The organism is Acetobacterium fimetarium (genome assembly GCF_014284475.1).
Classification (GTDB): Bacteria; Bacillota; Clostridia; order Eubacteriales; family Eubacteriaceae; genus Acetobacterium; species Acetobacterium fimetarium.
This window is the reverse complement of sequence record NZ_WJBC01000024.1, coordinates 1-15387: the sequence shown is the minus strand read 5'-3', so window position 1 is coordinate 15387 and position 15387 is coordinate 1. Positions and strand designations below refer to the sequence as shown.

General features: G+C 43.0%; 13 protein-coding genes. 1 reads left to right on the top strand and 12 read right to left on the bottom strand.

The genetic code is table 11. From position 1 onward, the window contains the following. Window positions 1-29: 29 nt before the first annotated feature. The 10 genes from GH808_RS12870 to GH808_RS12825 all read right to left on the bottom strand — a co-directional run bounded on the left by GH808_RS12870 (window position 30) and on the right by GH808_RS12825 (window position 11949). Window positions 30-2003 carry an elongation factor G gene (locus GH808_RS12870; protein ID WP_186843196.1) on the bottom strand — a complete coding sequence of 658 codons (1974 nt, stop codon included), beginning with the start codon at window positions 2001-2003 and terminating at the stop codon, window positions 30-32. Window positions 2004-2158: 155 nt separating this feature from the next. Continuing rightward, the gene (locus GH808_RS12865) at window positions 2159-2791 is read right to left on the bottom strand and encodes a DUF47 domain-containing protein (RefSeq protein WP_186843195.1); all 633 of its coding nucleotides are present in this window, start codon (window positions 2789-2791) and stop codon (window positions 2159-2161) included. 13 nt (window positions 2792-2804) lie between these two features. Beyond that, window positions 2805-3857 (bottom strand): inorganic phosphate transporter, encoded by a 1053-nt coding sequence (locus tag GH808_RS12860; RefSeq protein ID WP_186843219.1) that lies wholly within the window; start codon window positions 3855-3857, stop codon window positions 2805-2807. 538 nt (window positions 3858-4395) lie between these two features. Continuing rightward, window positions 4396-5382 (bottom strand): uroporphyrinogen decarboxylase family protein, encoded by a 987-nt coding sequence (locus GH808_RS12855; RefSeq protein ID WP_186843194.1) that lies wholly within the window; start codon window positions 5380-5382, stop codon window positions 4396-4398. 132 nt (window positions 5383-5514) lie between these two features. Further along, window positions 5515-6144 carry a corrinoid protein gene (locus tag GH808_RS12850; RefSeq protein ID WP_186843193.1) on the bottom strand — a complete coding sequence of 210 codons (630 nt, stop codon included), beginning with the start codon at window positions 6142-6144 and terminating at the stop codon, window positions 5515-5517. Window positions 6145-6353: 209 nt separating this feature from the next. Continuing rightward, window positions 6354-7157, bottom strand: a complete 804-nt coding sequence (locus GH808_RS12845) for a methyltetrahydrofolate cobalamin methyltransferase (RefSeq protein ID WP_186843192.1) — start codon at window positions 7155-7157, stop codon at window positions 6354-6356. 317 nt (window positions 7158-7474) lie between these two features. Next, window positions 7475-9277, bottom strand: coding sequence for a DUF4153 domain-containing protein (locus GH808_RS12840; protein ID WP_186843191.1), 1803 nt, complete (start codon window positions 9275-9277; stop codon window positions 7475-7477). Between the two features lie 161 nt (window positions 9278-9438). Then, complete coding sequence (locus tag GH808_RS12835; protein ID WP_186843190.1) at window positions 9439-10737, bottom strand: DEAD/DEAH box helicase; 1299 nt, start codon at window positions 10735-10737, stop codon at window positions 9439-9441. A gap of 115 nt (window positions 10738-10852) precedes the next feature. Further along, complete coding sequence (locus tag GH808_RS12830) at window positions 10853-11005, bottom strand: hypothetical protein (RefSeq protein ID WP_186843189.1); 153 nt, start codon at window positions 11003-11005, stop codon at window positions 10853-10855. Window positions 11006-11256: 251 nt separating this feature from the next. Further along, complete coding sequence (locus tag GH808_RS12825) at window positions 11257-11949, bottom strand: TrmB family transcriptional regulator (RefSeq protein WP_186843188.1); 693 nt, start codon at window positions 11947-11949, stop codon at window positions 11257-11259. A 235-nt stretch (window positions 11950-12184) separates the two neighbouring features. Between GH808_RS12825 and GH808_RS12820 the strand changes: the two genes are divergently transcribed. Further along, entirely contained in the window at window positions 12185-13591 is a 1407-nt protein-coding gene (locus GH808_RS12820; protein ID WP_186843187.1) for a DUF1254 domain-containing protein, read from the top strand. A gap of 78 nt (window positions 13592-13669) precedes the next feature. On the opposite strand, the gene GH808_RS12815 is transcribed toward GH808_RS12820, so the two are convergent. Together GH808_RS12815 and GH808_RS12810 are read right to left on the bottom strand one after the other, a co-directional pair. After that, window positions 13670-14557: a patatin-like phospholipase family protein gene (locus GH808_RS12815; RefSeq protein WP_186843186.1), complete on the bottom strand. Its 888-nt coding sequence runs from the start codon at window positions 14555-14557 to the stop codon at window positions 13670-13672. After that, a complete protein-coding gene (locus GH808_RS12810) occupies window positions 14541-15206 on the bottom strand; it encodes an HD-GYP domain-containing protein (RefSeq protein ID WP_207722332.1) in 666 nt (221 codons plus the stop codon). The genes GH808_RS12815 and GH808_RS12810 overlap by 17 nt, the downstream gene beginning before the upstream one ends. Window positions 15207-15387 lie beyond the last annotated feature (181 nt).

The following is a 15387-nucleotide window of genomic DNA, read 5'->3' as shown; positions in this document are numbered from 1 at the left end:
GCTGTCACCGAAGTGACAGCTTTTTGGGTCTATAACGTAATGAGCGTATGCATCATATCCGGAACCTGATCCCATGGCACTGTAAAACCGGCTCCGTGCGAACAGAAAACGGAATGCGTTGGATTGTCAACATCGGTAACCGGATCATAACCTGCCGCGGCTATGACCTCTTCCGGATTATGACAATGATCATAACCGTCAAAGATAAAGGAGACTGATCCATTTCCTTTTGTATAGGATAATAACTCCTGCTGATATTCTCCAAAGGTCTGAACTGGACCGCGCCCGCTGACGTGAGCCAATGCGCCGGTATCACTGGCAAGTGAAAATTCACCAGCATTCATCTGGATATCTGAGAACAGCCGCCCCAGGAATTCCGTCGGGATGAAAAAATCAAAATGATAATAGGGCTCAAGCAAAATGCTTTCCGCCCGCATCAGTCCCTGACGAATGGCGCGACAGGTTGATTCCCGGAAGTCTCCGCCTTCCGTGTGCTTGGTATGGGAACGGCCATTAACCAGTACCATTTTCACATCGGTTAACGGACCGCCGGTCAATACTCCTTTATGCTCTTTTTCAAAGACACTTCGATGAACTGCATTCTGATAATTCGGATCCAGGATGTCCACAGAGCATTCGCTGCAAAATACGATACCGCTCCCCCGGGGTAACGGCTCCAGACGAAGATTCACTTCCGAATAGTGGCGCAACGGTTCAAAATGGCCATACCCCATCACCGGATGAGCGATCGTTTCCTTATACAGTATTTTCGGGCTCGTTAACTGCACCTTTAACCCATAGCGGTTTTCCACCAGTTGTGACAGCACTTCCAGCTGAATCTTCCCCAGCACATTCACAAAGATCAGATCCCTGGCGTGATCATATTCAACGGCGTAGCCTGGTTCTTCCTCTTCCAATATCCTTAATATTCGCAGAATGGTGTTCTTGTCGGTTCCAACCGGAAAGTGGATCTCGGCCTGAAAGGCCGGTTTGAAATGCATCATCAGCCGGGCATCTTCATCGCCGAAAGTCGTTCCGTATTCCGGATATTTCAGTCCGGTGATGCCAAAGACATCGCCAGCCTGCACTTCTTCCGCCTGAGTATAGGCATTGCCGTTATAGAAACGAAGCTCATTCACCTTTTCCGGATGGATCTCGCCATTCTTTTTGGTGACCAGTTCATCTCTGGGCCGCAGTTTTCCGCTTATTGCTTTCACATAGGTTATCCGGGTCTGTTTATCGTCATATCGAATTTTATAGACGCATCCGGTAAAGGGTTCGTCGGCCTGATCAGCATAATCTGTCTGTACCAGCCAGTCAAAAAACCTCCAGAATTCTTCGATGCCTTCGCCCTTCAAAGCTGATCCAGCCATAACTGGAATTAGTTTTTGCTTTCTGATCAGCGTTCTGAACCCTGCTGTTTTTTCCTGCCGCGTCGCGTTTTCCTCCAGATACTTGAGCATGAAATCATCATCCCGATCCGCTAAAAACAGTAAAGCTTCCTCATTCATCAGCCATTCTTCGCTGGATACTTTGGTGTCAATGGGCAGTATATCATGACTGAGCTTATCAGACAGTTCAAAATACAGGTTATCAAGCGACAAAACCATATCACACTTGTTGATAAACAAAAACAATGGAATGCCGGCCTTCTGAATCAAGTGAAAAAGCGTCAGGGTATGAGCCTGAACCCCGTCTGTCGCTGAAATTACCAGAATCGCGGCATCCAGAACAGTCAGCATGCGTTCGGCTTCGGCCGAAAAATCAAGATGCCCCGGCGTGTCGATCAATGTATAGTGAGACGCTTCATAAGTAAAGGTCGCCTGATTGGCAAACACGGTGATCCCCCGTTTGCGCTCAATTTCATCGGCATCCAGCAGCGTATCCCCATGATCCACCCGTCCTTTGCGTCTAATGGCTCCCACGTGGTACAACAACTCTTCGGAAAAAGTTGTTTTTCCTGCGTCGACATGGGCAAATACTCCAAATGTCACTCGTTTCATTTTAACTCCTTTTTAACAGAAATCGGATATTTTTGATAATAATAACTAATGTCCATCACCTTACAATAAAAATAATCGATCGCTCTGCACCAATACAAAAATAAAAGACAAGTGAAAAATTTCACTTGTCATCTTGTACTACTTTCTTGTTACAATTACGAATTTTTAAGAATTATACTTGAAATGATATCTGCTGCATCCTCAAAGGAATCGCAGCTTTTCTCGAAATAATCATAGATTCTTGTCAGCGCAACCGTTTCAAGGGGATCTTTTCTCTCAATGAAGAGTTTTTTGATCGATTTCACGTACAAATCATCCCCTTCATTTTCGTAGCGATTAATCGCTATAATTGCTTCATTAAGGACTTTCGGTTTTTTGAAATTCTTCAAATCCTTGATTGCTTCCTGTATTTTCTCAGAAGATTTAGCAATTATCTTCATGAATTCCAGCATTTCAGGCGTTATCTTCGGAACCTGATACATGTCGATGTATTTCAAAATGTCTTCCATCAGATCAATGATCGTATCCAGCGCGCATGCCAAATCGATAATGTCTGCCCGCTCGATTGGTGGCAGGAAATCGCTATACATATAGCTCATCATCTCATACTTCTGTTCGTCTGCGTTACGCTCGATCTCATGCAGTTTTACTAGCCTTTTTTCTAAATCTTTAACATTGAAATCCTGCAATGTTTCATTGAGCAGTTCTGATGCTTTCAGTATCAAATTGGCAACGACCGTAAATTCTTTGTAATAATTATAACCCTTTGTTTTGCTTTTTTTTGACATTTTGACTCCTTCTTTAGAATATCTTCATAAAAATCCAGGCCATTAAAAAACCGACTAATCCGCATCCCGGAAAGGTTAATACCCAAGCTAAAACCATCTCTTTCACCGTTGACCAGTTAACAGAGGAAAATCGTTTTGCAGCCCCCACACCCATGATGGCAGTTGTCTTTGTATGGGTTGTGCTTACTGGCAACCCCCAGACAGATGATAGCAATAAACAACTTGCTGCCGCAAGATCCGCACTGAAGCCTTGATAAGACTCCAATTTTACCATTTCCATGCCAACTGTTTTAATGATTTTCATACCACCCATTGATGTACCCAGAGCCATTACCAGTGAACACAAAACCATCAGCCAAATCGGAATGACAAAATTCGATGCATCCGCACTTCCTTCTGCCAAAAAAATACCGAGCATGAATATCCCCATGAATTTCTGTCCATCCTGAGCACCGTGCATGAAAGCCATAGCTGCGCCAGCACCAACTTGTCCTTTTTGGAAAAATACTGACGTTTTTTGTCGCGACATGTTTTTGCAGATTGCCATCACAACTTTTGACACCAGGAAACCGAAGCCAAAACCCAAGAGGGTAGACGTGACCAGACCATAGAGAACCTTAATCCATTCGGCGCCGTTAATTCCACCAATACCACCCTGCAGTGCAATCGCGGCTCCAGATATCCCGGCGATCAGCGCATGACTCTCGCTCGTGGGAATTCCAAAAAACCACGCGGCTGTAGCCCATATCACGATGGCAAATAAAGCTGCGCACAAAGCGATAATAGCATCACCGGAATTGCCGCTGAAATCAACCATATTCGCAATTGTTTGGGCAACCGTCGCATTGACTGTGGTCATTACAAAAACACCCAGGAAATTAAAGATCGCCGCCATCAAAATTGCTTTTCTAGGCGCCATTGATCTTGTGGATACACAGGTGGCTATGGCATTCGGCGCATCGGTCCAGCCGTTTACCAGAATAACCCCGAGAGTCAAGACTACAATAATCAACAGTGCCGGGTCACTAATAATACTGTTGATAAAATCCAATAACGTTATTGTCATATTTTTTACATCTACCCCTTTTTGCATATTCAAAAATCAATTTATACTGTTTATTTTTATCAACCCAAATACCAATCGTCACTTAATTAGTTTCTAGACTTTTACAGTATTCAGATTGAGTTTTGTATAGCCACACTTTCAGTTTTTTTGCCGTTTCCATTTTACTACATAAACATAATTAATAGAACATTTTTTTTTATAAAACTCACTTTTTTTGTTTGCAAATGTACAGCTTTCTAATGAAACGCAACCCATTCTTTCGCCTCAGTCTGCTTTATTTCGCATCACAACGCAGTGTAAACGATTGTGCATTTTGACCTAACAAAGACCTCATTTCATCTTATTAATTTTAACTATGTTAACCAGCAAATAAATAATGGCAATGATTAATCCATTACTTCTAAATTATAATTTGATAGTTTGTCTTCTGAATGTTATTATTGTGTTTATTGTGTGAAAACAAAAAGTTCCCTGACCGAAAACAGTTTCATAGGTTAACTGTTTTCCGGAAAGGGAACCTGTTTTATTATAAATTCGATTAAAATAGTTCTTTGCTTAATTTGTCAATCTGTTTACTTACTTCATCATATACCCCGGGGAAATTACTCATCGGCAGTCCTGAAGTCAAACAGGGAATATAGAATTTTTTGCCATTGGTTTTACAGGCCTTTTCAACCTGTTCTGCGCAGATTTCCGGTGTCCATCCGGGAAAATCTATTTCTCCACTGTGAAGCCCGCCCATGAAAGTGATTTTATCGCCATACTGCTCGATCAGTTCAGGAATATTATTTGTTTTCATAACACCCTGCCAGATATCCATACCCATTTCGATCATATAAGGAACCAGCGTTGCTGCAAAAGAATCACTGTGATGAACAACAATTTCGACGCCGTTGGCTTTATAAAATCCGTATATTTTCTTGTAACCTGGAAGGAAGAATTCTTCAAACATTTTTGGTGCCAGGAAGGTCGAGATCTGGCTACCCCAGTCATCATGATGGAAAAGTGCATCCGGATGGACTTTGTCAATTACAATTTTTGCATATTCCAGCTCATAGTCAACGATGTAATCAATGAGTTCATGCATCGCTTCCGGTTCTTCATAGAAATTCATCAGAGCATCTTCCATGCCCATCAGATGGTGCGTCATTTCAAATAGACCTGGTGCAAAAAAGATAGCGGCAAATTTTTCTTTGCGATCAATTGCGTTGGCATGGGCAATAGCTGGAGCCCATACTTCATCTGCTGTTGGAATAACCGGTTTTTTGGCATATTTTTTCCACTCGGTAATGTCTTTCAGAACCTTATGTTCATCATCGTGCATTGGAAATCCACCGATCTGACCTTCCGGCCAGTTCCAGGTAACACCCCAGGCATCTTTTCCTGTATTTCCAGGAAACATGGGCATATTGCCAACCATTATTGTTGCTTCCATGATGATGTCTAAATATTCGTATTGATTGACAAAGCGATCTGGTTTACCGCCTTTAATCGTTTCCATTAAATTCTGTCTTGCAGTTAACATGTTGATTTCTCCTCTTTATTATCATGTTTGGTAATTGCAAAGCATCGCTGCTTCGCAATTACCAATTTGTCATATTTTTCGATTTGTTCTGAATAGGATTTAGTTGCTTTTATGAATATGTTAATGCTCTTATTAAGCGCCGATGATTTCTTTCGCTTTAACTGCCGAGCTGCCGGCATCCGGAGCGTATCCGTCAGCACCGATTTCATCGGCATATTCCTGCGTAACGGGTGCGCCACCAACGATGACTTTCATTTCTGGATAAGCGGCTTTGATGGTCTGGACGGCTTCTTTCAGGGCTGGCATGGTGGTGGTCAAAAGGCCAGAGCAAGCTACCAGAACAACATTGTTGTTTTCTTTAATAGCTTCGACAAATTTTGCTGCCGGTACGTCGACACCGAGGTCAACCATGTCAAATCCGGAGCTTTCCAGCATCATGATAACCAGGTTTTTACCGATATCATGAAGGTCCCCGGCAACGGTTCCCATGATACAGGTTCCCAAAGAGTTTGATGTGTCGCCTGCCATCACTGGTTTCAGTACTTCAACCCCTTTTGACATCGCTTTGGCGGCGATCAGCATTTCCGGTACGAAGATTTCGCCGGCTGAGAATTTATCGCCGACAACGCCCATTGAGGCAACCATGGCATCCAGGATGTCCTGTGCTTTATCGCCGGCATCCAGTGCTTCCTGTACTGCTGCGGCAACTTTTTTTGATTTTCCTGTTTCTACTAATACTTTTACATCTTCAATTTTTGACATTTTTGTTTTCTCCTATTTTCTCTTTAATTTATTATTTCTCAAACGATCGGTACAACGTTTGTTTTTTATATCACATCCTGGAGGGGCGGGTACTACCCGCCCGCAAACGTGAGTACTTAAAACAAACGGTGACGGGCGAATAATATTCGCCCCTACAGATCTCACAAAGTCTGATAAACCTCAAACGCTGTGTGACGTTTAAGCGGCGGTTATTTTTTCTGACCGAAGATTCCTTCGCGGTAGGCGCCGATATATTCCATGCAGTAATCATCTTCACCCAACAGGGCTTCGGTCGCGAACAGCATGCCCATCAGATCCTGATTCAGCGGATCCAGGATGAAGCTGTCCATGCCGGCGTTCATGGCCAGGACGGCAAAGGCCTGATTGACGATTTTTCGAGCCGGTAGGTTGAAGGAAATATTGCTGACCGCACCGGTGACATGGATCGTCGGATACTGTTTCTTGATTTCCGTGATAACTTCTGTGACCATGCTGATGCCTTCTTCCGAGGTACACAGCATTTCAATCAAGGGATCGATGTGCATCCGGGATGGATCAATCTTGTATTCTTTGCATTTTGCCATTAAATCGGCAAATACATCGAGACGGTCTTTGGCGGTTTTGGGAATTCCCTTGTCGCTGTTGAGCAGCGCCACGCATTCCCATTTGGTATCGGCAATGACTTTAAAGGCCGCATCAACCTTATCGCCTTCCAGCGATACGGAGTTGAACAGGCCCGGTTTGTTACAGTATTTCATCGATTCGATGCAGGTATAGACATTGGGGCTGTCCACTGCAATCGGCACATCGGTGGCGTCCTGGACGATGTCGATCAGCCATTTCATGGTTTCCAGCTCAATATCATCATCCACTGATGCACAGACATCGATATAATCGGCACCGGCTTCGGCCTGTTTGATGGCCAGATTTTTAATGAATTCGGCATCCTTGGCCGCAATCGCCTTCGCGGTGGAAGGAATGGCGCCGTTAATTTTTTCTCCAATAATAATCATTTCTTGCCTCCTTGGGTTTGCAACTATACGCGTATATTTAATATGCGTTCAGTATAGCATTATTGCAAAGGAACGTCAATACTTTTTTACACGCATTTAATATTTTGTTTGTTTATTACGAATCTAGTATGCTTATGCTGTAACTAATGCCTTAGTTTATCTATATTGAATACGTTTAATACATATTTTGATATTAAACGGCCTTTTTCTAATCATTGCAGCAGCTTATTTTATTTGCTTTCGCAACACAAAAAAGTGCCTGCGGATTTCATCAATCCCTGGCACTTTTTTGTTCATCTGCACGACAACTCTTTATTTTATTTGATTTTAATCAGAGTATAAAAGTCGCCACTGTAAAGCTGGCTGGTGTTGGATTTATCTATGTTCAGGTTTACCGCCACAAGCGAGATCTTGACTCTGTCATTTTCCTGAGTGACTGTCGCCTTTTCCGCCGATATGGCTTCTTTATTGATCTGGTAATTGCCACTGGCTGAGGTATCAAAATGATCGAAAACATCCTGCATATTAATGCTGATGAGTTCCTGTCCCTCTTTATCGGTCAACCGGAGCATCCCCGGTTCCGGCGTTGCGCTTTTTGACAGCGTATAGGTTTTTTCGGCTTTTTCAAAACTGCAGACTTCTGGCGCTGGATTATCTTCCTGGTAATAAAAGTTCACGACAACAAAGACATCATAATCCTCAACGTTGATCGGTGACTGCTGATCAAGAAACAGATAAACTGACGATTGCCCATACAGGCTTTCTTCATAACGGTAAAAACCGAAAGTATCATAGAAATCTTTATCGGGATCAAAACCTTCTCCCAGATATGCAATGTCTTTTGTATATTCCATCATGATGAGATAATTCATGGTACTGGAAATAACCTGTTTATCTTCTTCTGCGAGAGCAGCATTGGGTGTAATCTGATCGCCCTGAAGCATATTGTTTTGAGTCAATACATTTCTGAGTCTTTCCTCCTGATTGATCCGGCTTCCGGTGAAGGCATCCACCGGCGGAATGATGGAGATGACCGAAAAGCCAATCAGCAATGCTGCAATAATACCATTTTTTTGCACCGGCAAAAAGCTCATAAGAATCCCCGAAACGACTGCAAAGATACCAAATAGAATGACATAGTAACGTCCACAGGTCATTCCGGTATCCATGGCTCTCAGGACCGAAGACACAATTTGAAACAGCACAATGGGAACAAGTACCTTGGGGAAAATCTTCCTAAAAAACCCGGCAAATTTATTTTCCAGTCTGCTGGCAAGAATATAGACAAGGATGGTGGCAATGGCAAATCCGACAAGCATCGGTTCAAGTCGATTATCGGTCCAGAATTCTCCGGTGATGTTGGTAGCAATGTAAATCACAAGAATGACCGTGTAGATTGCCAGTAGCGGAATGATGATGTAAGAGATCAGAACCTCGACGAATTTCGGGCAGGCACACGCTCTTCTGATTTTTTCCTGTTGTCGCTCTATTTCCTCTGGCGCTCTGGTTTTATCAGACTCCCCCGGGTAAACCGGAATAAGCGATAAAAAATAGATTGGTGCGAAGAGAATCGAAATAGCACTTAAGGTGTGGATGTATGACTTTTCAGGAACCCTGAAAAGAAGCAGATCAATCGCTGTCAGAATCAGGATTATTCCCGCTACAAGCACACCGGAAAAAAGCAGCGAATTAAAGAATGCCTTAAATGCCGCCATGAAGCTTTCATTAAAACTCACGGTGCTTTTAATCACCGGTACCCAGATAAAAGCGATGGCAAGAGCAAAAATAGCCACCGATGTCCTGATTGCTGTTTCCCAGCCAGTGCTGGTGTAATGATTAACAATAAGGTAATAGCCAATCGTCAAAAGCAGACCAACACTCATCAAAATAATCCGATATGAGTTTTTTTCAAAGAATCGTTCCCAAACCGCCTGGCATGTAAATCCAAGACAGGCACCTACTGCAAAAGTCAGAAGAAACTTGTAATAGTCAACATTCTGATTAATCGCGACGGCATTAACAACCGCGGCTGCCACCAGAAAAAAAACAGTGGCCGGATAGCGGGATATGGCATTATAGAACCCGCTGAGTTTTTCCCGGAGCCTTTCTAAGAATTTCACAAAAAGCACTTCCTTTCCCATTATTCAGAGATTATATTTTCTTCATACCCCGATTTGAGAAAAGGCATCATTGCTGTGAGTTTGTTTTTGATGAATTTTCACTTCTTTTCATAAAAAAAAGACGCCCCTTATAAAGGGCGCCAATTAAATCAGGATCACGATTATTTTGCTTTATTGTTTTTAGAATAGAAACGTTGTTCATTATTTTTTCTTGTTTTATTCTTTGAAGAGCTGGTTGCCGTTCCTCTTCGGTGTCTTGATGAGTCTGTTTTTGGACCTGCTCCCCGACGCGACGGCACGACTTTTAATTCTGATGGCATTTCTATCAGAGGGAAAGGATGGCCTTCAACAGCAGGAATTGCTTTTGATATAAGTTTTTGTATATCTGCCAATAGCGGCTTTTCATCCTGATCGCAGAAAGAAATGGCCATTCCGCCAAGGCCGGCTCGTCCGGTCCGTCCGATTCGATGAACGTAAGTTTCCGGAACTTCGGGCAAATTGTAATTAAAGACATGTGATAATTCTTCAACGTCGATACCGCGGGCGGCAATATCTGTTGCCACCAGTATTCTGGTTTTTCCCTGTTTGAAGTTATTCAACGCCATCTGTCTGGCATTCTGGGATTTATCGCCATGAATCGCCTGAGCCTGAAATCCGGCTCTGACCAGCAGTTTCACAATTTTATCGGCACCATGTTTTGTTCTTGAAAACACCAGTGCCGAAGAAATGGATTTGTCTTTGAGCAGATGAATCAACAGATTGGTCTTATTGCTTTTATTCACAAAATAAACGGATTGTTCGATGACTTCAACTGCTGAAGACACCGGTGTGATGGCTATTCTTACCGGATTTTTTAAAATGTTGCCGGCTAATTTAGCGATTTCCGTCGGCATTGTCGCTGAAAAGAGCATATTTTGTCGCACCACCGGAACATACTTGAGGATTTTTTTCACATCCTGAAGCATTCCCATATCTAGCATCATATCTGCTTCGTCCAGTACAAAATACTTGATCTGATCCAGACGGATGTATTTTTGGTTAATCAGGTCAAGCAGTCGCCCCGGGGTAGCTACCAGAACATCAATTCCCTTACCCAGCGCATTGGTCTGGGGATGCTGGGATACGCCACCATAGATCGCCAGCGTTCTTAATCCCAGATGCTTTCCGTAGGCTTTAAAGCTGTCTGCGATTTGAATCGCAAGTTCTCTTGTCGGTGCAAGCACCAGTGCCTTGATGGGTCTGTTTCCTTTTAGATTTCTCTGTTCGTATGAAAGGCCTTGTAAAATGGGTATCGCAAAAGCAGCTGTCTTTCCCGTGCCTGTCTGAGCACAGCCCAACAAATCAGATCCCTCTAACAGTTGCGGAATAGCCTCTGTCTGGATTGGTGTTGCTTCCGTGTATCCTTCAGATTTTAAAGCCCTCTGAATTGGCTCAATAATATTTAAATTTTCAAATAACAATAATAATATCTCCTTTTGATTTTATGGTAGTAACTTATGCATGATAAACCCTTTGATGATATGCAATAATATATGCAATTAATAAATGCAATTGATAATCTCTACCGATGCCGGATTATTTATCAAAAAATCCGCCCCGTTTTGTCGACTTAATTGCCTTTCGATTGTTAATCTTTTTTTTATTTGGTTTCTCACCTTTTACGCCCTGTTGCGCACTTTGTTGCTTTTTCTCTGCAATTATCTTTTTCATTCCTTCAATATTGTTCATAAAATAAATTCTCCTCCTGGAAACAGAGAAAAACACAGACAAAGGGACATGTCGTTGTCTTCTTTGAAGAAAAGACAAACGAAAAACGTCCCCTTGTCTGCGTCAATCTGCACGTCCTTTTGTCTGCACCTTAGAATTCTGATGCATAACTTCTCTGTATAGTATAACTCATTAAACGCAATTTAGCCAGAAAACAATATAATTTAAGAATTAACCCAACCCTTGAACTGAAGTATCGGCTCAAAACCAATTCATTCATTGATTTTTCCCAATTCAATTAACTTAATTTCATTTCTAAGCGCTTCCTTAAAAACATTGACAAAATTCTTTTGCCCGGAATACAGGCAGGTATCGTCGTCACTTCCGGAGAATTCACCTGTTAAAACGTAGGTTGAATCCACAATCAGCCGTATTTGTTTATCTCTTTTTTCTGCCAGATAAACTTCCGCACCCGGCAAATAAAAACCTTCGTTTGTTATCACAACGACCTTGATCCTGTTTTTAATCAGTTTTTCTAATTTATCTCTGATTTCTTCCAAATATTGAAACGGTAAAGAAATGTATATCCTTTTTTCTGCCTGATCAAGCATATTGAACATCTTATCTTTTATGTGCACACAGCCGTCAATCGTAATATAACCATCTGTTGCATCTTCAGCCGCAATTAAGTTTTTTTGCAAAAATTCTTTTGCCTCTGACATTGCCCGCAGTTTATTATGATAAAATTCTTCAATCGGCACGGCGATATATTTGCTGGAAGCCCCTTCCATCAAGTAGGCTGCCCCCTTTTCTACCAGGCCGGCAAGCGCATTGTATACATTTGATCGTGAAATACCAGTCGCCTTGGCCACTTCATATCCATTGGACGCTCCATTTTGAAAAAGATTGATGTAAATGGTCGCTTCCTGCCTGGTTAAACCAAACAAAGTCAATTTTTCAATCATCTGCACTCCCCTTTCTGTTTGTCATCATTTAGTAGTATTTATCAGAAATACTTTATCCATTTTAAAGGATCTTGTCAAATAGAATTCTTAAGAACCTTTCATTGATCAACCAGTCATTGATTGTGCCGGCGAATTTTATTTAAATTATTTCTCAAATTCTAACTTTCTTTACTCCAATGCACCCTTGAATGTGATATAATTTTTTTATTAATTATGGTTGGAAAGGAATGATCTAATGAAAAAAACTTTAGCCCTGATTATCGCCTTATGCTTGCTGTCAACAACGCTTTCAGGCTGTACCGAGAAACCTGCTTCTAAGACAGCGGAAACCGATATATGGCAGACGGTATCGGATGCTTACGTTTACTGTCTGCCCCTTGTTCTGGTGAATGCAACGATGGAAGCGATGACAAATACCGTCGCGCCCAGTAATACCAGGGCTCCCATCAATCAGCTGATTCACGCCAAAGGCCTTGCGACAGCTGCATCAAAAGATATCGTGACCCCCAATGTCGACACCATCTATTCCCAGGCTTTTCTGGATCTTTCTGAAACGGCCATGGTCTACGTCAAACCCCAAACAGACCGCTTCTGTTCGGTTGAAGTCATGGATGCATACACCAACGCGGTATCCATTCTCGGCTCTGGTGGCGATACTCAGGAGCAACAGACCTATCTGATTACCGGCCCCAATTACAAAGGTACCGTCCCTGACAATATGAAACAGGTTTCCCTGCCCACCAATCTTAGCTGGGTTCTGATCCGTGTTGTTTGCAACGGCGACGCTGATCTGGACAATGTCTATGCTATCCAGAATCAGATGCAGCTGCTTCCGCTGGATGCCTACCTCTCCGGCGCGCCCTATACCCCGCCAACCGGCATCGATGATCCGGAAAACGATTTTGTCCCGATCACTTATGTCAATGCGATGACGCCGCAAGAATTCTTTGACACAGCCAACCAGCTGATGGTCGATAATCCTCCGACGGCTGCGGATGCGCCTTTAATGAAAGCTTTAAACAGCATCAATGTCGGTCCGGGATGCACTTTTGATTCCGCTGTGCTCGGGGACAATGCTTCTGAGAAATGGAAAACCATGGTGACCAATCTCACCGGCGTTTTAGCATCGGACTGTGCTGAGTTTTCTGTAGCTCTTGGCAGCTGGAGTTATTTCGGCGAACCAATTGCCCAATTCGGGACGGAATACGAATTCCGGGCCTTGATTGCCATCAATGGCATTGCCGTAAATCCCGCCTCTGTTGCCGTTTACCCGAAAGCTTATCAAGACAGCAATGGTGAAACGCTAAATGGCAGCAACGCCTACACCATTCACTTTGATAAAGACGCCCTGCCACCCACCCAGGAAAATGGCTTCTGGTCCATCACTGCCTATAATAGCGATAATTTTCTCATCAATAATGAATTGAACCGTTATTGCATCAACGACCGGAGCGGATTCACCTTGAATGAAGACGGATCACTGGATATTTTTGTTCAGTCCACTGCCCCTGATGCATCAAAGCTGAGTAACTGGCTTCCGGTTTCAAATGATGATTTTCATCTCTTTCTGCGGATCTATCTGCCGCAAAATTCAGTTCTCAACAACCAGTGGTCTGCCCCTGTCATTAAAAAAGTGGTCTGATTAAAAAATGCAGTGCCGCAATCCAGCTCTTTGCTGTTTTGCGGCACTGTTTTTTACCATTTTGTGGACATACTGAAATCAGACTTGATCCATTCCCAGAAATTCTTTCCATTGGGGCAAATCCCGCTTGCCCTGGGCGTATCCCAGCCGATAACTTCTTGACAACTTATCAAAATTGATCTCCCGATTGGATACCGGCATGGTTTCCGGGTAAACAAGGAAGGCTTTTCCTTCCCGTTCCAGCGCTTCAAGTTCATCCAGCGTCTGATTGTAGATGATATGACGGTTCAGCATCGCTTTTGCCACTTTGGGATGTCTGCGGTAATAGGTTTTTATCGTTCTTTTCAATTTCATCGGACTTTTTCGGTAGCCTTTTTCACGGGTGAGCACAACAAAGAATTTCTCAAATCCATCCTTTTTGGCAATGTCCAGGGCAATCCCTCCGCCCAGGCCGCCATCAACATAATAATGCTCCTTATAATAAGTTGGCGGCATGAAAATCGGCATGGAAGATGACGAACGAACAATTTTCACCAAATCCTCCAATGACTGGATATCGTCCTTGGTATAATAAACCACTTCGCCCCTGTCCCGCTCAAAAACACCGATGCGTAGCTGGGCCGGATTAGCCATGAATTTATCAAAATTAAAAGGCAGCGAAGCGCCTGGTTCGGATGTCTTTTCATAAATATAATCAGATTTAAAAAAGCCTTCCCCTTTGAAAAAGGATTTCCAGCCACCAAATTCGGGATCTAAAACCAGATCCACAAAAGAGCGTTTGGCACGACTTCTGTCCCGGGATAAATAATTGATGCTGTGGCTGGAGCCTGCGGATATCCCGGCAACATAATCAAAATAAATTTCATTCTCCAGCAGGTTATTCAAAAAACCGGCACTGTAACTGGCCCGCATTCCGCCGCCTTCAAAAATCAGTGCAGTATCTTTGATATTATTCGTTAATTTCATGAGTTCTGCCTCTCTGTATTTCCATCCGATCTTCCTCTTCCAACGCCAGTTTAAAGTCTTTATAGCGTTTTCTCGCTTTGGTTTGTTTTTTTATCCGGGTTCTGGTCACTTCCTGATAGTGGGTGATCAGCGTTTCCACTATTTCTTTATCGATCTTATTGTCATCAGCCATATTTCTGAGAATTTCGATTACTGCATCCTTCTGCATTCCCTTGCGATAGGGTCTGTTTTCCGTTAAGGCTGTAAAAACATCGGCTACTGCCATAATTCGCGACCCCAGTGACAACTCTTCACCCTTTAATTTAAAGGGATACCCTGTTCCATCCAACCGTTCATGATGCATGGAAGCATAGGCATTGATTTCTTCCAGCCCCTTTACCTGATCCAGCAAAACATAGGTATAGTAGGTATGCCCCTTGATAACGGCAAACTCCTCTTCCGACAATTTACCCGGTTTTTCGAGAATTTCCGCTGGCACCATCAATTTCCCGATATCATGGACATAACCGGCTGCCAGAATTTTTTTGCAGGTCATTTCATCGCATTTCGAAAGCTGCGCCAGCCGCCTGGCCACAGCCGCCACACCTTCGCTGTGGACCGCTGTAAAATTGCTTCTGAAATCAATCACGCGGGCAAATAGCTTTGCCAATCAATTCATCGATATCAATCCACTTGTCATCGAAATCCAGTTTTTTATAATAATTGGTTAGAGTGTCAAAAACACCCATTTTAAATAGCCAGACTCAAATTATTTCCACCCCAGTGATGATTCGGAAGAAAATAATGTAATGTTTGACTGAAGTTTGATTTTTGCAGCAAAGCAGCGGCTC